Origin of the sequence: Nocardioides humi (assembly GCF_006494775.1) — a bacterium.
Lineage (GTDB): Bacteria > Actinomycetota > Actinomycetes > Propionibacteriales > Nocardioidaceae > Nocardioides > Nocardioides humi.
The window spans coordinates 1,855,842-1,876,393 of sequence record NZ_CP041146.1; the positions used below are offsets into that span (position 1 = coordinate 1,855,842).

Sequence of the window (20,552 nt, forward strand, 5' to 3'; positions counted from 1 at the left end):
CGCCGCTCACCCTTCCGCGGACAGATCGCGGGCCGAATCGGTCGTCTCCCCGCGGCAGATAAGCCGGACGCGGGGCTTTTCGCGTCCACGGGTCGAGATCCGCGGGACGGGCACCGTCAGAGGGCGATGAGCTCCTGGACCGCCCGGTCGCCGAGCTGCTCGACCGGGCCGTCACCGACCAGCCGCCCCTTGCGGAGCGCCAGGTAGCGGTCGGCGACCTTCTGGATCATCCCGATGTGCTGCTCGACCAGGAGCAGCGCCGTGCCGCGGGCCCGGATCTCCTCGAGCGCCTCGACGATCGCGTCGATGATGACCGGCGCGAGGCCCTCGGTCGGCTCGTCGAGCATGAGCAGCGCCGGTCCGGACATGAGCGCCCGGGCGATGGCGAGCATCTGCTGCTCGCCACCGGACAACGAGGTCCCGGGGCGCTTGCGTCCTCGGGCGAGGTTGGGGAAGAGCTCCAGCAGGTCCGGCACGGTCCACGTCGTCGGACGCCCGGAGGCGCGCCCGAGGCGGATGTTCTCCTCGACGGAGAGATTGCTGAAGATCCGCTTGCCCTGGGGCACCAGCGAGACGCCGCGTGCGGCCGGGAGGTGGGCCTTGCGTCCCACCTCCTTGCCGTCGACGAGGATCTGGCCGGTGACGGTGGGGACGCCGTATACGGACATCAGCGTCGTGGTCTTGCCCGCTCCGTTGCGGCCGACGAGACCGACGGTCTCGCCCGGCGCGATGGAGAAGGAGAGGTCCTGCAGGATGACCGAGCCCGCGTAGCCGGCCGTGACGCCGCGGAACTCGAGGACGGGTGTGGTGGTCATGCGGCGCTCCCCAGGTAGGCACGGATCACGTTCTCGTCGGCACGGACCTCGTCCGGCGTGCCGGTGGCCAGGACCTTGCCGAGGTCGAGCACCGTGATGACGTCGCAGGTCCGGAACACGCCGTCGACGTCGTGCTCGACCAACAGGGCCGCGACGTCACGCTCCTTGCAGATGTCCCGCACGTGCTGGAGCATCCGCACCGACTCGTCGTGGACCAGGCCCGCGCACGGCTCGTCGAGCAGCACCACCTTGGGCCGGCCGATCAGCGCGATCGCGAGGTCGACCGAGCGCTGGGTGCCGTACGCGATCTCCGAGCAGACGCGCGCCCGGACCGCGTCGAGGCCGAGGGTGTCGATGATCCCGTCGAGGTCGGGCTCGTCGTTGCGCCGCGCGATCATGTCGAGCTGGTCCCCCACCGTCATCGAGCCGAAGACGCTGGTCCGCTGGAACGAGCGCGCCAGGCCCCGACGCCGCCGCCAACGCACCGACTTGCGGGTGATGTCGACGCCCTCGAAGGTCACCGTGCCGGAGGAGGGCCGCTTCCGGCCGGACAGCGCGTCGATGAAGGTCGACTTGCCGGCGCCGTTCGGGCCGATCACGCCGTGCACGACGCCCGGCTCGAGAGTGATGTCGACGCCGTCGAGCGCCACGTGCGCGCCGTAGCGCACGGACAGGCCGCGTCCTTCGAAGATGGTCATCGGCGTCCCTTCCTGATCCGGTGGTAGAGCTTCTGGAACGCACCCGTGATCCCGCCCGGCATGAAGACCAGGACGACGATGAGCGCCAGGCCGGTGAAGAGGTGCAGGTTGCCGCCGAAGTTGAAGTTGGCCTGCGCGTACACGAAGAGGAAGGTGCCCACGGCCGGCCCGGCGAGCAGGCCGAACCCGCCGACCAGGGCCGCGATGAGCGAGTCACCGGCCTTGCCGAACCCGAGGATGTCCGGGGACACGTAGCCGGCGTTGATGGCGAACAGCGCGCCGCCCAACGAGGCGACCGCCCCGAGAGGACGAAGGCCGCGAGCCGGGGCCCGAAGGTGTCGTAGCCGGAGAAGCGCATCCGCTCCTCGTTCTCGCGGATGCCCTCGAGCGTCGTGCCGAAGCGGGAGCGGCCGACCAGCCAGAGGACGGTGGCGCACACGGTGAGCGCGATCCAGGCGAAGGGCCAGAACAGCCCGGGGTTCATCACGTCGGCCTGGCTCAGCCCGAGGAAGGTCATCTCCCGGTCGTAGGACAGCAGCTTCCCGTCGTGTGCTCCGGTCAGCGGCCGGGCGGACGTCTGCACGCTGAGGGCGTAGAGCGCCTGCGAGAGCGCCAGGGTCAGCATCAGGAAGCCGAAGCCCGTGGCGCGGACGACGAGCAGGCCCATCACGAGCGCGATGGCGGTGCCGGCCAGCACACCGAAGCCCACGGCCACCGTGGGCGTCCAGCCCCAGTTGGTGGTGGCGATCCCGACTCCGTAGGCGGCGGCTCCGAAGAACGCGCCGTGCCCGAGGCTGATGATGCCGAGGTGCCGGGCGAGGAACCCGATGCCGATCGCCATCAGGCTGAGGATCGCGCCGTCGACCAGCAGGCTCATCCGGTAGGTGTCGGTCACGGCGTGGGGAACGGCCAGTCCGACGACGACGGTGCCGACCGCGACCCCCAGACCGACGAGGGTCCCCTTCCGCCGGCCGCGCGGAGCCGGCGACTCCAGCATCGTGGCCGTCACGTCGTCGGCGGGAGCGGTGGTCGTCATGACACCCTCTTTCCGGCGAGCCCGGTGGGCCGCCACAGCAGGACGATGCTCAGTGCGAGATACGGCACGATGACCGCGAAGCTGGGCGACCACACGGTGCTGACGGTCTGGATCACCCCGAGGCCCATCCCGGCCACCATCGCCCCGCCGATGCTGCCGATGCCGCCGACCACGACCACGATGAGCACGGTGATGAGGAAGGCGTTCCCCATGCCCGGGTCCAGGGCGATGTACGGCGCCGCGAGGGCGCCCGCGAGACCGGCGAGCGCCGCGCCGACGGAGACCACGACCAGGCTGACCCGGTCGACGTTGATGCCCATGATCGACGCGGTCTCGATGTCCTGGCTGGCCGCGCGGATGTGGAGCCCGATCTCCGTGCTGCGCAGCCAGAGCACCAGGGCCGCGGCCAGCGCCATGGCGATCACGATGATCGCGAGCCGGTAGCTGGGGTACTCGACCCCGAGCACGGACGTCGTGCCCTGGAGGAACTCCGGCGGGCTCACCCGCAGGGTGCGCTCACCCCAGATCAGGACCACCAGCCGCTCGGCGATGAGCGCGATGCCGAAGGTGATGAGGCCGAGCTCGATGTGCGACCGGTGCTGCAGCGGCCGGAAGAAGGCCAGCTCCAAGATGACGCCGAGCACGGCCAGGGCGAGCGGTACGACGAGCAGCGCCGCCCAGAACCCGACGCGGTCCGACACCGAGTAGGCGATGTAGGCGCCGGACATGTAGAGGGCGCCGTGGGCGAAGTTCGCGACCCCGCGGAGCCCGTAGATCATCGCGAGCCCGGAGCTGAGCACCATCAGGAGGGAGCCCAGGGCCACACCGTTGAGCAGCTGTGCTGCGTTCACGTTCGTCTCCTCGCTGCGCCGGGATGTCCGGTGCGGGGACCCGAGTCCCGCACCGGCATCGGGCGGATCAGAACTTGCAGGCCGGGTCGGGCTCGGGGGTCGTGATGTCCGGCGGCGTGCTCGAGAGCACGTCGAACGCCAGGCCCCCGTCCGCCTCGACGACCTTGCCGAGGTAGGAGTCCCGCAGCACCTGGTGGTCCTCGGCCCGCACGGTGACCTCGCCCACGATGCTGTCGAGCGTCAGGCCGCCGATCGCCTCCGAGACCTTGGCCGGATCGGCGGAGCCCGCCTTCTCGATCGCGGCGAACAGGGTCTCCGCGGCGAGGTAGTTGTCGGCGGGCACGTAGTACGGCGCGCTGCCGTGGTCCGCCGTGTAGGCGTCGACGAACTCCTTGTTGAGCTCGTTGTCGCCGGCGACGTCGTACCCGACGTTGTTGTAGTAGCCGACGATGGTGTCGCCGAGCGTCTCGAAGAGCGGCTCGGAGACCATGTTGAAGCCGAGCACCGTCTTCAGCTGGTCGTCCAGGTTGAACTGGTCGGCCTGCTGCACGAACGCGACGCCGTCGGCGCCGTACTCGACGGCGAAGACCGCGTCGGCGTCACTGCCCTTGATCTTGGTGATGTAGGAGCCGAAGTCGGTGGTGTTGAGCGGGGCGAACTGCTCGAGCACGATCTCCTTGCCGGCCTTCTCGGCGGCCGCCTTGAACTTGTCCGCGGCGCTGTGGCCGGTCGCGTAGTCGACCGCCTGGATCGCCCACTTGTCGCCGTCGAGCGTCGCGAGCGAGCTGGCCAGGGCGTTGATGTCCATGCTGCTGGTCTGCACCACGTGGACCGCGTACGGCGAGCACTGCTCGCCCACGAGGGCGTCGTCCTTGCCGAGGGCGTTGAAGGACATCGCCCCGAGTCCCTCGAGCTGGGCGTTGAGCGCCGCGTGCTCGGGCGAGGTCATCACGGCACCGATGTACTGGGCGCCGTCCTGGGTGACCGCCTCCCGGGCCACCCGCAACGTCGTGGCCGGGTCCGCGTCGGTCGACTTCACCACCAGCTCGATCTTGCGGCCGTCGACGCCGCCGTCCTCGTTGACGAGCTTGACGGCGGTCTCCCACGCCTTGACGGCGTCGGTCCCGAACTGGGCCAGGGCGCCGCTGGTCGGCGGGATGAGGGCGACCTTGATCGGTCCGTCCTCGCCACCGTCACCCGAGCTGGTGCTGGCCGAGCCGCACGCGGCCATGGTCATTGCCAACGTGGCGGCGCTCGCGGCCGCCAGCAGTCGTCGCTTCATGCGGAAGATCCCCTCGGGTCCGGGAACACCGACGTTCGGTGTGTCTCACGTCACGAAAGTATGGTCCGATAGTTAGATCAATACGACCCTACTTGGAGGGGTTTTCGTCTATCCCCAAAGGGATAGTGGCGCCCGTCACGCCGCGTGACGCGGACGTCAGCCGGGCGCGACGTTCTCGGGCACCGGCCTCCGCGGGCCGACCCGCCGCTCGGAGCTGACGATGACGACGACCGCGCCGACCACCGCCGCCCCGCCCACGAGGACGCCCACGCCCACCGGCTCGGCGAGGACGAGCCAGCCGAGCAGGACGGCGACCACGGGGTTCACGTACGCATGGGTCGCCGTCAACGACAACGGCACATTGGCCAGCAGCCAGGCGAAGGCGAGGAAGGCGACGACCGAGCAGGCCAGGACGAGCCAGGCCAGGGCGAGCCAGCCGCGCGCGGAGTAGTCGATGCTGAACGTCTCGCCGGTCGTCAGCGCGAGGGTCGTCGACGAGCCCGCCGCGACCAGCTGCTGGTAGGCCGCCACCACGACGATGTCACCCGGAAGGACCAGCCGGCCCTGGAGGTACGAGCCGACCGTCCAGCTGAGGCTGGACACCAGGCAGAAGAGGGCCGCGACGAGCGGCAGCGCGTCACCACCGCGTTGCCCCAGCCCCACGAGGGCGACGAGGCCGGCGAACCCGACGGCGACGCCGCACAGGGTGGCGGCCGGCGGCCGCTCCCCGCCGGCCAGCCGGATCAGGACCGCCCACACCGGGACCGTCGCCACGATCAGCGCGGCGACCCCCGAGGGCAGGCCGCCCACCTGCGCCAGGGCCTGGAAGCCGTTGCCGATGCCCAGGAGCAGCACCCCGGTGACCACGAGGCCGACCGCCTCGGGACGCGACACCCGCAAGGCCCCCCAGCCACGACGGACGACCGCGATGCAGGTGAGCAGCAGGCCCGCCACGACGTAGCGCTGGGCCATGGCCTGGAACGGATCGGCCTCCTGTACGACGAGCCGGATCGCCAGATAGATCGAGCCCCACAGCAGCCACACCGCCGCCAGGCAGAGGGCGAGCGTACGCCGGTCGGGCCTCCGCACCGGCCCGGGCTCAGGCACCGTGGGCGGTCACGCGAAGCTCGGCGGCCGCTTCGCGACGAAGGCCGCGATGCCCTCGGCCGCCTCGCCGTCCTCGAAGAGTCCCTGCTCCTGCTGCGCCTCGAAGGCGAAGCCCTCCTCGAGCGGCATCGCGAAGGCGGCGTCCACGGTGCGGACGACGGCGAGCTGGGCGGGCAGCGAGGAGCCCACGAGGTCTCCGGCGAGCTCGAGCGCGCCCTTGACGACGTCGTCCTCGGCCAGCCGGTCGACCAGCCCGATCCGCAGCGCCTCGTCGGCGGGCACCTGGCGCGCGGTGAGCATGATGTCGAGCGCCCGCCCCCGGCCGACCAGCTGCGGGAGCCGCTGGGTGCCGCCGGCGCCGGGGATGAGGCCGAGCCTGACCTCGGGCAGGCCGAGCTTCGCCCGCGGCCCCGCCACCCGCAGCGTGCACGCCATGGCGAGCTCCAGGCCGCCACCCAGCGCCAGGCCGTCGACCGCGGCGATGGAGATCCAGCCCGCGGCCGCGAGCCGGTCGTTCACGGCGCGCATCCGGTCGCCGTACGCGAGGAAGGAGGCCGCGTCGATCGTCGACATGTGCTTGATGTCGGCTCCCGCAGCGAAGAATCCCTCCCTCGCGGAGGTGATCACCATGACCTTGACGTCGCCGGCCTGCTCGGCCGCGTCGATCGCGGCGTGCAGCCCGTCCAGCAGGGGGATGCCGAGGGCGTTCGCGGGCGGGCGGTCCATGGTCACGACGACGACGCCGGGCGCGTCGGTGGTCCAGGTGACGACGGGGGTATCGGACATGGGTCCTTCTTTCGGATCGGTACGACGGTCAGGGGCGGCGCGGGAAGCCGGTGAAGTCGGGCGTGCGGCGCGCCTTGAAGGACTCCCGTCCCTCCTGGGCCTCCTCGGTGCCGTAGAAGAGGAGGTTGGCGTCGTGCGCCAGCTGCTGGATGCCGGCATAGCCGTCCTCGTGGGCGTGGAAGCTCAGCTTCGACATCCGCAGTGCGCGCGGCGAGAGTGCCAGCATCTCGCGACACCAACGGATGGTCTCCCGCTCCAGCTCGTCGAGCGGGACCACGGTGTTGACGAGGCCCATGGCCAGCGCCTGCTCCGCGTCGTACTGCCGGCAGAGGAACCAGATCTCCTTCGCCTTCTTCGGACCGACGAGGTCCGAGAGGATGCTCGAGCCGTAGCCGCCGTCGAAGGAGCCCACCTTCGGCCCCACCTGCCCGAACACCGCGTTGTCCGCGGCGATCGTCAGGTCGCAGACGAGGTGCAGGACGTGGCCGCCGCCGATCGCCCAGCCGGCCACCATGGCGACGATCGGCTTCGGGCAGCGGCGCATCGCCACGTGCAGGTCGGTGACGTGGAAGCGGCCGGTCGCGTCGGCGTCGAGCTGGTAGCCGCTGTCCCCCCGCACCCGCTGGTCGCCTCCCGAGCAGAAGGCTCGGTCGCCCGCGCCGGTCAGGATGATCGCGCCGACCGACTCGTCCTCGCGCGCCGCCATGAGCGCACGGTCGACCTCGACCAGTGTCTGCGGCCGGAAGGCGTTGTGCACCTCGGGGCGGTCGATGGTGATCTTGGCGATCCCCTCGGGGCTGGTCTCGTAGACGATGTCGTCGTAGCGGCCGCGCGCGGTCCACTCGACGGCGTCGGTCACCGTCGCCACAGCTCAGGCCATCGTGAGGCCGCCGCTGACGGACAGCGTCTGGCCGGTGACGAAGCCGGCACCGTCGGACGCGAAGAACGAGACCGCGGGGCCGATGTCCTCGGGCGTGCCGAGACGCTTCATGGGAACCGCGCTCGTCATGCCGGCGATGACCTTCTCGGCGTCGCCGCCTCCGGCCCCGTCCGCGAACTTGCGCAGCGCGGGTGTGTCGGTCGGGCCGGGGCAGACCGTGTTGGCGGTCACGCCCTTCCTCGCGACCTCGCGGGCGAGGGTCTTGGTGAACGCGATGATGCCGCCCTTGGCGCCGGAGTAGACCGCCTCCATCGACGAGCCCACGCGGCCGGCATCGGAGCCGATGTTGACGACGCGGCCGAAGCCGCGCTCCATCATCCCCGGCACGACGGTGTGGATGACCCGCAACGCGCCCTTGTAGTTGATGTCGAGGATCTTGTCCCAGAAGTCCTCGGTGGTCTTCACGAACGGCATGAAGTCGTCCCAGCCGGCGTTGTTGACGACGACCTCGATCGGGCCGAGCTCGGCCTCGACGGTGGCCACGGCGGCCTTGACCGACTCTGTCGAGGTGACGTCGATCTGGACGGCGATCGCCTCGCCGCCGGCGGCGCTGATCTCCTTGGCGGTCTCCTCGGCGACGGGCAGGTTCAGGTCCGCGACCGCCACCCGGAAGCCGTCTTGCCCGAGTGTGGTGGCGATGCCCTTGCCGATGCCCTGGGCACCGCCGGTGACCAGTGCGACGCGCTTGCTCATTCTTCTTCTCCTTGGGTGGTGGGGTCAGACGCTGGGGGACCAGATGACCGGCCCGGCGATGATCGAGTGGCTGGTGAGCTTGCGGCCGAGGGTGCTCTGGGCGTCGCGGGCCGCCTCGATGAGGCTGCCGAGGTCGAGGCCGGTGTCGACGCCCATCTCGTGGAACATCGACACGAGGTCCTCGGTCGCGATGTTGCCGGTCGAGCCCGCCGGGACCGGGCAGCCGCCGAGCTCGCCGAAGCTGGACTCGAAGCTCCGGCAGCCGGCCTCGAGCGCGGCGTACGCGTTGGCGAGGCCCTGGCCGCGGGTGTTGTGGAAGTGGGCGGTGATCTCGACACCGGGCAGCCGCTCGACGGCCGCGGCGAAGAAGCGGCCGGCGTACGACGGGTTGCACATGCCCGTGGTGTCGCCGAAGCCGATCTCGGTCGCCCCCGACTCGGCGAACTGCTCGGCCAGGCCGAGGACCCGGTCCATCGGCACGGCGCCCTCGAACGGGCACCCGAAGGACGTGGCGATCACGGCGCAGTAGGTGAGGTCCTCGGCGAGGATCCGCCCGCCCATCGCCCGGACGTCGTCCATGGTCTCCTGGACGGTGCGGTTGATGTTTCGCTTGTTGTGGGTCTCGCTGGCGCTGACGAACAGGGCCACCTCCTCGAAGAGGTCGCGGTGCGCCAGCGCGTTGTCGAGGCCCTTGCTGTTGGGCACCAGCACCATCCGGGCGACATCGTCGGGGACGTCGATGCCCTGGAGCACCGCCACGCCGTCCGAGAGCTGCGGGATCACGTCGGGCCGCACGAAGCTGGCCACCTCGATCCGCTTGAGTCCCGCCCGGCCCAGGGCGTCGATCAGCCGGATCTTGTCGGCGGTCGGGATGGTCTCGGGCTCGTTCTGGAAGCCGTCGCGAGGACCGACCTCGCGGATGTGGACGGTGCGGGTCTCGCCCTCGGTGCTGTTGGGGAGGGTCGCGGTGCTCATCGGGGTCCCCGCGAAGTCGTGCGCCGGAGGAGCGCAGCGGGGGAGGTGCGGAACTTCGTGGGGTGATTCATCGGTTCTCCTGCTCTGCGAGGCTGCGTTCGAGGTGCTCACGGTGCTCGGGCGCGGCGACCTCGATGAGGCGCAGCGCCCGCTCGGCCACCGTGCAGCCGGTCAGCATCGCCACGCCGTGCTCGGTGACGACGGCGTCGACGTCGACCCGCGCGGTCGTGACCACGCCGCCGGCGAGGGCCGGCACGATGGTGGACTGGGACTGCTCGCCCGACCCGACGGTCGAGCGGAGCGCGATGATGGAGCGCGAGCCGGTGAGCGACGCCGCCCGGCTGAAGTCGACCTGGCCGCCGACGGCGCCGATGTGCACGCCGCGGGCCAGCTCCGCGCCGACCTGGCCGAGCAGGTCGACCTCGATGGCCGAGTTGATCGACACCAGCGACCCCAGCCGCGAGAGCACCGCCGGCGCGTGGGTGTAGCTCGCGGCGCGGAACTCGACGGGGTGCTCGCCCAGGCGCCGGTAGCCGTCGGAGGTGCACAGCGCGGCACCGGTGACGACGACGCCGGGGTCGATCTCCTTGCGGGCACCGGTGATGACGCCCTTCTCCACCAGCGTCAGCACACCGTCGGTGATCATCCCGCTGTGGAAGCCCAGGTCGGAGTGCCCGGCCAGCGCCTCGAGCACAGCGGACGGCAGGGAGCCCACGCCGATCTGGATCGTCGACCCGTCGTCGACGATGCTCGCGACGTTGGAGGCGATCGCCCGGTCGACGGTGTCCCCGGCCTTCGCCGGCGCCTCCCGCAACGGCCGGTCCGTCTCGATGACCGCTGCGAAGGCCGACAGCGGCAGCCGTGGGCCGCCCACCGTGGCGGGCATCCGGTGGTTGATCTCGGCGACCAGCGTCCGGGTGTGCAGGATCGCGTCGGCGACGTACTCGACCCCGGTGCCGAGGGTGACCAGGCCGTCGGGACCGGGTGCGGACACCTGGATCAGGCCCACGTCGTTGGGCAGCTGGCCGGTGGCGAACATCCGCGGGATGGCGGAGTAGTGGCACGGCACCACGTCGAGTCGTCCGTACCGGCTGAGGCTGCGCAACTGCCCGAGACCTCCGTAGGAGACCACGGTCAGCTTCTCGGGCAGGTCGCCGGAGAGCCGCTCGTTCCAGGTGAGCCCCGAGAAGGCCCGGATCGGCCCGACGCGATCGACGGCGTCCAGCACCTGGTTGACGAGCGGCTCGGGCTCGGCACTGCCCTGTCCCCACCAGACCCCGTCGCCCGGATCCAGGAAGTCCGCCACGTCGAACATGTCGGACCCTCAGACCCGCTGGACCAGGGTGGCCGTGCCGAGACCACCGCCGCAGCACATGGTGACGAGGCCGATCTCCACGTCCCGGCGCTCCATCTCGGCCAGGAGCGTGGCGAACAGGCGCGAGCCCGAGGCGCCCACGGGATGGCCGAGCGCGATGGCCCCACCGTTGACGTTGACCCGGTCCATGTCCGGCTTGAGCTCGCGCTCCCAGGCGAGCGCGACCGAGCTGAACGCCTCGTTGACCTCGAACAGGTCGATGTCGTCGATCGTCATCCCGTTGCGCTCGAGCAGCCTGCGGGTGGCCGGGATCGGCCCGGTCAGCATGATGAGCGGGTCGACGCCCACGGTCGTCTGGTCGAGGATCCGCGCCCGCTTCGCCAGTCCGTGCCGCTCGACCGCCGCGTCGGAGGCCAGCAGTACGCCGGCCGCGCCGTCGGTGAGCGGCGAGGACGACCCCGCGGTGACCACGCCGGTCTCGGGCCGGAAGATCGTCTTCAGGTCGGCCAGGCTCTCGAGGCTGGTGCCGGGCCGGACGCTCTGGTCGCTGGTCCGGACCTCGCCGTCGAGCTCCATCGGCACGATCTCCCGCGCGAACCGGCCGGCCTCGATCGCGGCGGCGGCCAGCGCGTGCGAGCGCACCGCGAACTCGTCCATCTCGCGCCGGCCGATCCCCCACTGCTCGGCGATCCGCTCGGCGCTCTCGCCCATGGTCGGGAAGTCGTAGAGCGCCCGGAGCTCGGCGGGCCAGGCCGCGCCGTACAGCTCCTCGATCCGCGCGACGGCATCCATCGGGACGTGGCCCATGTTCTCGACGCCACCGGCGAGCACGAGGTCGTGCGTGCCCGAGGCGATCAGCGCCGCAGCCATCTCGACCGCGGTCTGCGCCGACCCGCACCGTCGGTCGAGGACGGTGGCCGGGACCTCGGGCGGGTAGCCGGCCTGCAGCCAGGCGTTGCGGGCCACGTTGCGGGACTGCTCGCCGAACGGTGCGGTGCAGCCGATCAGGAGGTCCTCGATGTCGCCGGACGCGACTCCGGTCGCCTCGAGCAGGGCGGTGTAGACCGCGCCCAGCATCGCGTTCGGGTGGACGTCGCGGAACCAGCCGCGCTCGGGGTGGGCCTTGCCCATCGGCGTCCGCAGTGCTTCGACGATCCAGGCGTCGCGACCGGTCAGCGGCATCTCAGATCACCGTCCCGCCGTCGACGGCCAGCACCTGGCCGGTGATGTACGACGCCGCGTCGGAGGCGAAGAACACGAACGTCCCGGCGATCTCGTCCGGGTCCGCCCAGCGCCCGAGCGGGATCCGGGCGAGGGTCAGCTCGGCGAGCTTCTCGTTGCTGCGGATGTTCTCGGTCATGGTGGTCGCGGCGAGGGGCGCCACCGCGTTGACGGTGATCCGCCGGCGCGCCAGCTCCTTGGCCAGCGACTTGGTCACGCCGATCACGCCCGACTTGGCGGCGCTGTAGTTGACCTGGCCGATCGTGCCGACCAGGCCCGCTGCCGAGGTGACGTTGATGATCCGGCCGGTGCCGTCGTCGGGCAGGAGGGGCAGCGCGGCCTGGCTGACGGTGAAGGTGCCGCCGAGATGGACGTCGACGACGAACCGGAACTGCTCGGCGGTCATCTTCGGGAACATCGCCGGTGCGATGGCGCCGGCGTTGTTGACGAGAACGTGAAGCGTGCCGCCGGCGAGGTCGGCCGCCTGCTCGGCGGCCGCGGCGGCGGCCTCGGCGTCACGGACGTCGAGCACCGCGGACTCGGCCCGTCCGCCGGCCTCGACGATCTCCGAGGCGACGGCGGCGGCCGCGTCCTTGTCGAGGTCGGTCACGAGGACGGCGGCCCCGGCGCGCGCGAAGGCGCGCGCGACGGCGGCCCCGATGCCGTTGCCGGCCCCGGTGACGAGGGCGGCGCGGCCGCTGAGGTCGAAGGGTGCGGTCATCAGTAGCTCCTGGGGAGTCCGAGCACGTGCTCGCCGATGTAGTTGAGGACCATCTCCTGGGAGAGCGGGGCGATCCGGGTCAGCCGGGCCTCCCTGAAGTAGCGCGCCACGTGGTACTCCTCGGAGTACCCCATGCCGCCGTGGGTCTGCAGGGCCCGGTCGGCCGCGTCGAAGCCGGCGTCCGCGCACAGGTACTTGGCCGTGTTGGCCTCGCGCGCGCAGGGACGGCCGTTGTCGTAGAGCCAGGTCGCCTTGCGGAGCACGAGCTCGGCGGCGTCGAGGCGGGTGAGCGAGTCGGCCAGCGGGAACTGGAGACCCTGGTTCTTGCCGATCGGGCGGCCGAAGACCTCGCGCTCGCCGGCGTAGCGCACGGCACGGCGCAGGGCGGCGCGGCCGATGCCGAGCGCCTCCGAGGCCACCAGCATCCGCTCGGGGTTGAGGCCGTCGAGGATGTACTTGAAGCCCTGGCCCTCCTCGCCGATCCGGTGCTCCTCGGGGATCCGGAGATCGTCGATGAACAGCTCGTTGGACGTGATGGCGTTGCGGCCCATCTTCTTGATGGGCCGGATGTCGACGTGGGCACGGTCGAGGTCGGTGAGGAAGAGGGTGAGGCCCTCGGTCTTCTTCGGGGAGTCCTCGAACTTCGCCGTCCGCGTCAGCAGCAGGATCTTCTCGGACTCGACGGCCTTGGAGATCCAGACCTTGCGCCCGTTGACGACGTAGTCCGAGCCGTCGCGCTTGGCGAAGGTCGTGATCCTCGTGGTGTCGAGACCGGCCCCGGGCTCGGTGACCCCGAAGCAGACGTGGAGGTCGCCGTTGACGATCCGCGGGAGGGTCTCCTTCTTCATCTCCTCGGAGCCGTGCACGATCACGGGGTGCATCCCGAAGATGGACAGGTGCATCGAGCTCGCGCCGTTCATGCCGGCGCCGGAGGCGGCGACCTCCTCCAGGAGGATCGACGCCTCGGTGATCCCGAACCCGTGCCCGCCGTACTCCTCGGGAGTGGTGATGCCGAGCCAGCCGCCAGCGGCGAACGCGTCGTAGAACTCCGTCGGGAACTCGTGGTCGGCGTCCTTGTCCATCCAGTACTGGTCATCGAACCTCGCAGCCAGCTCGGCGACGGCCTTGCGGATGGTCTGCTGGTCCTCGGTGAGCTCGAAATCCACGGTCGGGTCCGTCCTGATCGGTGATGGGAGCCGAGGATGCCTCGGCGGCAAGTATTGGCTTGACTATAATAAATGGTACGACCATAAACTAGACCAAGGCGAGGCCATCCGCAATCCGCTCGTTCCATGCGCCGGCCGAGCCGAAGAGCTGCTCGTCGAGCCGCGCCCGCTTGAAGAGCAGATGGAGGTCGTGCTCCCACGTGTAGCCGATCGCACCGTGCATCGTCAGTGCGCTGTCGGCGGCTCGCCCGGCCGCCGTCGTGACCTGCGCCTTGACCGCCGCGGCGTGCAGCGCCCGCTGCGGGTCCCCGCCGGCGACGGACGCGGCTGCGTAGTAGACGCCGGACCGACCGGCCTCCACGTCGACCAGGATCGTCGCCGCGGCGTGCTTGACCGCCTGGAACGAGCCGATCGGCACGCCGAACTGGTGGCGCTGTCCGCTGTACTCGACCGCCAGCTCCAGCATCCGCTCCATGGCCCCCAGCGCGTCCGCGGCCACGAGCACCCCGGCGACGTCGGCGAGTCGGGCGAGCACGGCGGCCGCGTCGGCGTCGAGCACCTCCCCCGTGACCCCGTCGAGTCCGACATCGGCGACCGAGCGCGACCGGTCCAGCAGGCGCCGCGGCGCGATGCTCACCCCGGGCGAGCGGGGATCCACGGCGTACAGGCGCAGACCGTCGGCCCCTCCGGCAGGTACGACGAGCAGCCCCGCGCGATCGGCGCCCAGGACCCGCGGCACGGTCCCGCTGATCCGGCCTCCCTCGACGGCGACGGCCGGCGGGCGGTCCGGCAGCGACTCGGCCGCCACCGCGAGCGCCGCATGACCGCCCTCGACGGCGGCCTTGGCGAGGTCCGGACGGCTCTCGAGCGCCGGCGCCGCGAGGGCCGTCGCGAGCCACGCCGAGCTCGGCGCCGCGACGCGAGCGAGCTCCTCGGCGGCGATCGCGAGCTCGACGAGCCCGCCTCCCTGGCCGCCCAGCTCCTCGGGGACGCCGACGCCTCCCATGCCGTCCTCGACGAGACGCCGCTCGAACGGACCCGGATCCGTCGCCTCGCCGTCGACGCCCAGCCAGCCGCGCACCCGGTCGGATCCGGCGACGTCACCGAGCCAGCCCCGCAGTGCCTCGCGATAGGCGTGCTGCTCCTCAGAGAACCTCCACTGCATGACGCTGCCTTTCCACTGTGCGTTGGTCCAGTCGACAGGCCGGGTGCTGACCACGAACGGAAGCCCCGACTGTTAGTTTGGGTACGACCAAAAGTGCGGGAGAAACCGCGAAGGAACGGGATGACATGACTGACTCCACGGGAGCCGAGGCGATCACCTCGGGCAGCATCCGGCACCCCGTCCAACTCACCCCGATGCAGGTCCCCAAGGCCTCGGACGTCCTGGCGGACGACCTGCGCGAGCGGATCCTGCGCGGCGAGTTCCCCGAGGGCACGGCGCTGCCGCCGGAGCGCGAGCTCGTGGCGCAGACGCGGATGAGCCGGACGACGGTCCGCGAGGCGCTGCGGATCCTCGAGGTGCAGGGCCTGGTGCAGATCCGGACAGGTCGTGCCGGCGGCGCCTTCGTGCAGCGGCCGGGCGAGGAGTCGATCGCCAGCACCGTGAGCCTGCTGATCCGGGGCCGGCAGGTCCGGATGGCCGCGCTGCTGGAGACCCGCGAGGCGGTCGAGCCGGCCTGCGCGCAGCTGGCGGCGAAGTACCGCACCGACGCCGACCTGGAGGCGCTCGACCGGGCGAACGATGCGATCGCGGCCGAGGGCTCGCTCGCGGACTTCCTGCAGGCGAACGTGGACTGGCACGTGGCGGTCGCCGTCGCCTCGCACAACGAGCTGCTCACCGGGTTCATGGGCGCCTTGTCGCGGGCCATCTACGCCTCCACCGACAACTCGGGGTTCATCGACGCCGCGGTCCGGCAGACCACGGTGCGGGCCCACCGCAACATCACCGAGGCGATTCGCAAGCGCGACGCGTCCGCCGCCGTACGACGGATGACGCGCCATGTCCACGAGTACGCCTCGGCCGTCCTCGAGGTCGAGGAGCGCACGGAGATCGAGGTCCCGGGCGACTGAAGGTGTCCCCGGGGGCTCATCGCAGTCCCTTGACGAGCTCCCGGATCTCGTCGACGGCCTGCGGGTTCTCCGCGCCGGACAGGTCGCCCGGATCGGCGTCGAGCACCGCGGCGCGGATCGCGCGGCGCAGGATCTTCGCCGAACGCGTCTTCGGAAGTCGCTCGACCCGCACCACCTGGCTGGGCGCGAACGGCTTCCCCACCCCTCCCGCGACCAGGCCGCGGACCCGGCTCGCGACCTCCGGCTCACCGTCGGCGGCCTCCGTGGCGACGTAGAAGACCCACACCGCCTCCCCCTTGGTCGCGTCGGGGATCCCGACCACGGCGGACTCCGCGACGTCGCCGTCGAGGGCGACGACGGACTCGATCTCGGCGGGGGCGACCCGCTTGCCGGCCACGTTCATGACGTCGTCGGAGCGGCCCAGGATGAACCAGCCGCCGTCGTCGTCGACCAGCGCGAAGTCGCCGTGCCGCCAGAGGCCGTCGAAGGTGGACCAGTACGCCTCGTGGTAGCGCGATCCCTCGGCGTCGTCGTTCCAGATGCCCCGCGTCATGGACGGCCAGGGCTGCCGGCACACGAGCTCGCCGATCTCGCCGCGCACCGGCCGGGCCGCGTCGTCGACGACGTCGACGTCCATGCCCAGGGCCGGCCCGCCGAGTGAGCAGCTGCGGATCTCCTCGACCGGGTAGGGGCAGAGGAAGGACCCGCCCACCTCGGTGCCTCCGGAGAAGTTGATGATCGGGACCCGACCGCCGAACACGTCCCGGGCCAGCCACTCGTAGGACTCCGGGTCCCAGGGCTCGCCCGTCGAGCCGAGCACCCGGACGCTGTCCAGGTCCTGCGACGGCAGGTCGCCGGCGGCGCGGAGCGTGCGGATGAGGGTCGGGCTGACCCCGAGCATCGAGACCCGGTGCCGCTCGACGAGCTGCCACAGCCGGCTGGTGTCGGGCACGTCGGGTGAGCCCTCGTACAGCAGCAGCGTGCCGCCGGTGCCGTGAGTGCCGAAGATGGAGAGCGGGCCCATGATCCAGCCCATGTCGGTGATCCAGCAGAAGGTGCGCCCGGGGGCCATCTCGAAGCCGTAGGCGACCTCGGAGGCCGTCTTCGTCACGAATCCGGCGTGCGTGTGCACGGCCCCCTTCGGCCGGCCGGTCGTCCCGGAGGTGTACGCGAGCAGCAGGACGTCGCTCGCGTCGGTCGGCTCGACGACGGGGTCGGGCGCCGACGCGAGCAGGTCGTTCCACGCCACCTCGCGGTCCTGGAGGTCCGTCGCCTCGCCGAGGTTGTCGACCACGACGACCGTCTCGACCGTGGGGCACTCGGCCAGGGCGGCCCGCAGCGCCGGAAGCATACCCGCCTGCTTGCCGCGGCGAACCGTGCCGTCGGCGGTGATCACCGCCCGCGCGGCCGCATCCTGGACCCGGCTGGCGACCGCCGGCGCGGCGAAGCCGGAGAACAGCGGCACGAGCATGGCCCCGAGGCTCGCGACGGCGTACGTCGCCACCACGGCCTCGGGCGTCATCGGGAGGTAGATCGCCACGGCGTCGCCCTTGCCGATGCCGCGCGCCCGCAGGCCGGCCCGGACCCGGGCGACCCGATCCGCGAGCTCGGCATAGGTCAGCCGCGCGACCGTGCCGTCCTCGGCCTCGTGCACGACCGCGACGGCATCCGGCGTCCGCTCGACCCAGGCGCCGAGGCAGGCATCGACGGCGTTGAGCCCACCCCCGACGAACCACTCCGGCCACGCGATCCCGCGGCTCTGGTCGACCACGGCGGCGTACGGCCGGTGGAACGGGATGGCGAGGTCCTCGACCACCGCGCCCCAGAAGGCGCCGATGTCGGCGACCGACCGGGCGCGGAGCTCGGCGACGGAGTCCACGCCCAGGGTGCGCATGAGGCGCGCGACGTTGGAGTGCTCGAGGTAGTCGGCGTCCGGCCGCCAGACGTACGTCATGTCGGTGTCTCCTTCGCTCAGGCCCGCGGCATGCCGAGGATGCGCTCGGCCGCGATATTGCGCTGGATGTAGGTCGACCCGCCGGCGATGGCGGTGCCGCGGCCCTGGTTGGCCAGGCGCAGCCAGGACCGTGTCGCCGCCAGCTCGTCGTCGTCCTCGTCGAGGTCGAACTGCCCGCCCAGCGGCGCGAGGGAGAGCCGGAAGTCGGCCAGGTCCTCGACGAGCGGACAGAAGTACAGCTTGCCGATGGACGTCACCGGCCCCGGCGGGGCGCCGGCGGCGGCACCGGTGATGACCCGCTGGCTGATGGTCTTGTGGATCAGCGCCCGCGCCCAGAGGTCGGCGACCCGCTGCCGGAGCGCCGGGTCCGCGCCGAGCGGCCGGCCGGCGGAGTCGGTCATGCCGCGGATGTCGTCGACGATGTCGGCCACCGCCTTGGTCGTGTTGACCCGGCCGGTGGCGATCGCCACCCGCTCGAAGGCGAGGGTGCCCATGGTGACCTTCCAGCCGCCGTCGACCTCCCCGACGACACCGTCGTCGGGGACGAAGACGTCGTCGAGGAAGACCTCGTTGAACTCGGCCTCGCCGAGCATGTGCCGCAGCGGCCGCACCGTGACGCCCTCGCTGTCCATCGGCAGCAGGAAGAAGGTGATGCCCTTGTGCCGCGCCTTGGCGGGATCGTTGCCGCCGGTGCGGGCCAGCAGGATGGCATGGGCGGCGATCTGGGCCCGGCTGGTCCAGATCTTCTGGCCGCTGATCCGCCAGCCGCCGTCGACCTTGACCGCCCTGGTGCGCAGGCTGGCGAGGTCGGAGCCGGCCTCCGGCTCCGAGAAGAGCTGGCACCAGATCTCCTCGCCGGTCAGGATCGGCTGGAGCAGCCGCTGCTTCTGGGCGTCGGTGCCGAAGTGGGCGATGGTCGGCCCGCAGAAGTCCTCGCCGATGATGTTGAGGCGCTCGGGCGCGCCGGCGAGGTCGCACTCCTCGCCGAAGATCGCGCGCATCCGCTCGTCGAGGCCCTGGCCGCCGTACTCGACGGGCCAGGTCAGGCCGGCCAGCCCGGCGTCGTACAGCATCCGCTGCCACTGCCGCCAGAACGGCACCTTGGCCTCGAGGCCCGCCGGCTCCGGCCACGGCAGTCGCGGCAGGGACTCGGCGAGCCACGACCGGACCCGGGCGCGGAACTCCGCCTCGTCGGGGGCGTCCGCCAGGTCCATCAGGCCACCCCCGCCCGCTCCAGCTTGGTGGCGATGTCGGCGCGAAGCACGTGCTTCTGGATCTTCCCGGTCGCCGTCATCGGCAGCTCGTCGACGATCTCGACCCGCTCCGGAACCTTCTGGATCGCCAGCCCGCGCCCGAGGAGGAACTCGCGGATCTCGTCGAGGGTGAGTGGCGCCCGGCCGGCACGGAGGACCAGATAGCAGCACACGCGCTCGCCCAGCTGGCGGTCCGGCATGCCGACGAGCGCCACCCCGGCCACGGCGGGGTGCTCGGTGAGGGCGTCCTCGACCTGACGGACGCTGATGTTCATCCCGCCGCGGATCACGATGTCCTTGGTACGGCCGGTGACCCGGACGTAGCCGTCCGCGTCCATCCGCCCCAGGTCACCGGAGAGGTGGAAGCCGTCGTCCGTGTAGTTCGCGGCGGTCAGCTCCGGCTGGCCGATGTACTCCAGGCAGTTCATCGCGCCGCGGTAGGCGATGTCGCCCTCCTCCCCGCGGGGAACCTCGTTGCCCAGCTCGTCGACGATGCGGACCTCCTGCAGCGGGAGCGCCTTGCCGTCGGAGGTGATCGAGCGGCGGGGATCGTCGTCGATCGTGCACATCGTCGTGGTGATGTTCTCGGTCCGGCCGTAGAGGCTGAGGACCGCCATGTCCGGAAGGGCGGTCCGGGCCGCCTCGATGAAGCTGCCCGGGATCGGAGCGCCGGCGGAGGTCCAGAACCGCATGGTGCTGGCGTCGTGCACGGCGGGGTCGTAGACGTCCAGCACCATCTGCAGGAAGGTCGTGGCGCTGACGCACGCCGTGCACCCGAACCTGCGGATCCGCTCGAGCCCCTCACGCGGCTCCCACTGCTCCATCAGGTGGGAGGCGCCCCCGTGCGCCAGAGGCAGCAGGAAGCTCGTGACCAGTCCCGTGGTGTGGGTGACCGGCGAGGGACCGAACTGGACGTCGTCCTCGGTGTAGGCCCAACCGCGGCCGAGCAGGCGGGCCCCGCAGGCCATGGTGTTGAAGGTGTGCAGGCAGCCCTTGGGCCGCGACGTCGTCCCGGAGCTGAACACGATCACGAAGGGATCGTCCGGGCCCACGCCCGCGCCGATCTCCGCCTCGGCGTCCTCGACCGGGAGGTCGACGGGCACGTCGTCGTAGGCGAGCGCACCGTCCGGCAGGGCACCGTCGGGCCTGAGCACGATCACCGTCTCCAGCGACGTGCTCGCCGCCGCCAGCTCGGTGAACATCCGGGCGTGGTCGAACTTCCGGTAGGACAGCGCGGTGAAGGCCGCCTTCGCTCCCGCCGTCTCCACGATGAAGCCCACGTCGTCGTCGCGGTAGATCGGCATCACCGGCACCAGGACCGCACCGATCCTGGCCACGGCCGCGGCGATCACGAAGAACTCGGTCCAGCTCGGCATCTGCACCACCACGCGGTCGCCCGGCCCGATGCCGCGGCGTCGCAGCCCGACGGCGAGCGACCGGGCGCGGTCGCGGAGCTCGGCGTAGGTGACCGCGGTGGTCGCGTCGGTGCCGAAGACCTTCTCCGGACGGATCGCGGCCTGCTGCTCGACCAGACCGAACAGCGTGTCCTGCGTCCACAGTCCGTCGGCGTAGAACCGCGCGATCTCCTCGTCGTCGTAGCGGTCGTGCACCGTGGCCAACGCCATGGCAGCTCCTCCTGGTCGGTCTGCGCGGCGTCGAGCCGTGT

19 protein-coding genes and 1 pseudogene are annotated in these 20,552 nt (G+C 71.5%); 1 reads left to right on the forward strand and 19 read right to left on the reverse strand.

Annotated features, from left to right (window positions below):
* Positions 1-116 precede the first annotated feature (116 nt).
* The 16 genes and pseudogenes from FIV44_RS09175 to FIV44_RS09250 all read right to left on the reverse strand — a co-directional run bounded on the left by FIV44_RS09175 (position 117) and on the right by FIV44_RS09250 (position 14,771).
* On the reverse strand, positions 117-815 hold the full coding sequence (locus FIV44_RS09175; protein ID WP_141004170.1) for an ABC transporter ATP-binding protein: 699 nt from the start codon (positions 813-815) through the stop codon (positions 117-119).
* The gene (locus FIV44_RS09180; protein ID WP_141004171.1) at positions 812-1,513 is read right to left on the reverse strand and encodes an ABC transporter ATP-binding protein; all 702 of its coding nucleotides are present in this window, start codon (positions 1,511-1,513) and stop codon (positions 812-814) included. The genes FIV44_RS09175 and FIV44_RS09180 overlap by 4 nt, the downstream gene beginning before the upstream one ends.
* Positions 1,510-1,800, reverse strand: coding sequence for an ABC transporter permease (locus tag FIV44_RS09185; protein ID WP_141004172.1), 291 nt, complete (start codon positions 1,798-1,800; stop codon positions 1,510-1,512). Before FIV44_RS09185 ends, FIV44_RS09180 begins: the two co-directional genes overlap by 4 nt.
* Positions 1,801-1,871: 71 nt before the next feature.
* A pseudogene (locus FIV44_RS33965) lies at positions 1,872-2,549 on the reverse strand (branched-chain amino acid ABC transporter permease); the annotation flags it as partial.
* Positions 2,546-3,400 (reverse strand): branched-chain amino acid ABC transporter permease, encoded by an 855-nt coding sequence (locus FIV44_RS09195; protein WP_141004173.1) that lies wholly within the window; start codon positions 3,398-3,400, stop codon positions 2,546-2,548. The gene FIV44_RS09195 and the pseudogene FIV44_RS33965, both read right to left, overlap by 4 nt.
* A 67-nt stretch (positions 3,401-3,467) precedes the next feature.
* Complete coding sequence (locus FIV44_RS09200) at positions 3,468-4,682, reverse strand: ABC transporter substrate-binding protein (protein ID WP_141004174.1); 1,215 nt, start codon at positions 4,680-4,682, stop codon at positions 3,468-3,470.
* A 156-nt stretch (positions 4,683-4,838) separates the two neighbouring features.
* Positions 4,839-5,771, reverse strand: a complete 933-nt coding sequence (locus tag FIV44_RS09205; protein ID WP_141004175.1) for an EamA family transporter — start codon at positions 5,769-5,771, stop codon at positions 4,839-4,841.
* A 27-nt stretch (positions 5,772-5,798) separates the two neighbouring features.
* Positions 5,799-6,575, reverse strand: a complete 777-nt coding sequence (locus tag FIV44_RS09210) for an enoyl-CoA hydratase/isomerase family protein (RefSeq protein ID WP_141004176.1) — start codon at positions 6,573-6,575, stop codon at positions 5,799-5,801.
* A gap of 28 nt (positions 6,576-6,603) precedes the next feature.
* On the reverse strand, positions 6,604-7,434 hold the full coding sequence (gene menB, locus FIV44_RS09215) for a 1,4-dihydroxy-2-naphthoyl-CoA synthase (RefSeq protein ID WP_141004177.1): 831 nt from the start codon (positions 7,432-7,434) through the stop codon (positions 6,604-6,606).
* Between the two features lie 12 nt (positions 7,435-7,446).
* Positions 7,447-8,208 (reverse strand): SDR family NAD(P)-dependent oxidoreductase, encoded by a 762-nt coding sequence (locus tag FIV44_RS09220; protein WP_141004178.1) that lies wholly within the window; start codon positions 8,206-8,208, stop codon positions 7,447-7,449.
* Between the two features lie 24 nt (positions 8,209-8,232).
* The gene (locus FIV44_RS09225; RefSeq protein WP_141004179.1) at positions 8,233-9,183 is read right to left on the reverse strand and encodes a hydroxymethylglutaryl-CoA lyase; all 951 of its coding nucleotides are present in this window, start codon (positions 9,181-9,183) and stop codon (positions 8,233-8,235) included.
* 67 nt (positions 9,184-9,250) lie between these two features.
* On the reverse strand, positions 9,251-10,498 hold the full coding sequence (locus FIV44_RS09230) for an acetyl-CoA hydrolase/transferase family protein (protein WP_141004180.1): 1,248 nt from the start codon (positions 10,496-10,498) through the stop codon (positions 9,251-9,253).
* A 9-nt stretch (positions 10,499-10,507) separates the two neighbouring features.
* A complete protein-coding gene (locus tag FIV44_RS09235; RefSeq protein ID WP_141004181.1) occupies positions 10,508-11,680 on the reverse strand; it encodes a thiolase family protein in 1,173 nt (390 codons plus the stop codon).
* Between the two features lies 1 nt (position 11,681).
* Positions 11,682-12,440, reverse strand: coding sequence for an SDR family oxidoreductase (locus FIV44_RS09240; RefSeq protein ID WP_141004182.1), 759 nt, complete (start codon positions 12,438-12,440; stop codon positions 11,682-11,684).
* Entirely contained in the window at positions 12,440-13,606 is a 1,167-nt protein-coding gene (locus FIV44_RS09245) for an acyl-CoA dehydrogenase family protein (protein ID WP_141004183.1), read from the reverse strand. Before FIV44_RS09245 ends, FIV44_RS09240 begins: the two co-directional genes overlap by 1 nt.
* An 88-nt stretch (positions 13,607-13,694) precedes the next feature.
* Positions 13,695-14,771, reverse strand: a complete 1,077-nt coding sequence (locus FIV44_RS09250; protein WP_141004184.1) for an acyl-CoA dehydrogenase family protein — start codon at positions 14,769-14,771, stop codon at positions 13,695-13,697.
* A gap of 125 nt (positions 14,772-14,896) precedes the next feature.
* Between FIV44_RS09250 and FIV44_RS09255 the strand changes: the two genes are divergently transcribed.
* The gene (locus tag FIV44_RS09255; protein WP_219996364.1) at positions 14,897-15,679 is read left to right on the forward strand and encodes a FadR/GntR family transcriptional regulator; all 783 of its coding nucleotides are present in this window, start codon (positions 14,897-14,899) and stop codon (positions 15,677-15,679) included.
* A gap of 16 nt (positions 15,680-15,695) precedes the next feature.
* Here FIV44_RS09255 and FIV44_RS09260 read toward each other — a convergent pair whose 3' ends face one another.
* Genes FIV44_RS09260 through FIV44_RS09270 form a run of 3 tightly spaced genes read right to left on the reverse strand, consistent with a single transcriptional unit; the run spans position 15,696 to position 20,511 of the window.
* Complete coding sequence (locus FIV44_RS09260) at positions 15,696-17,633, reverse strand: AMP-binding protein (RefSeq protein WP_141004185.1); 1,938 nt, start codon at positions 17,631-17,633, stop codon at positions 15,696-15,698.
* Positions 17,634-17,650: 17 nt separating this feature from the next.
* Positions 17,651-18,847 (reverse strand): acyl-CoA dehydrogenase family protein, encoded by a 1,197-nt coding sequence (locus tag FIV44_RS09265; protein WP_141004186.1) that lies wholly within the window; start codon positions 18,845-18,847, stop codon positions 17,651-17,653.
* Entirely contained in the window at positions 18,847-20,511 is a 1,665-nt protein-coding gene (locus FIV44_RS09270; protein ID WP_141004187.1) for an AMP-binding protein, read from the reverse strand. Before FIV44_RS09270 ends, FIV44_RS09265 begins: the two co-directional genes overlap by 1 nt.
* Positions 20,512-20,552 lie beyond the last annotated feature (41 nt).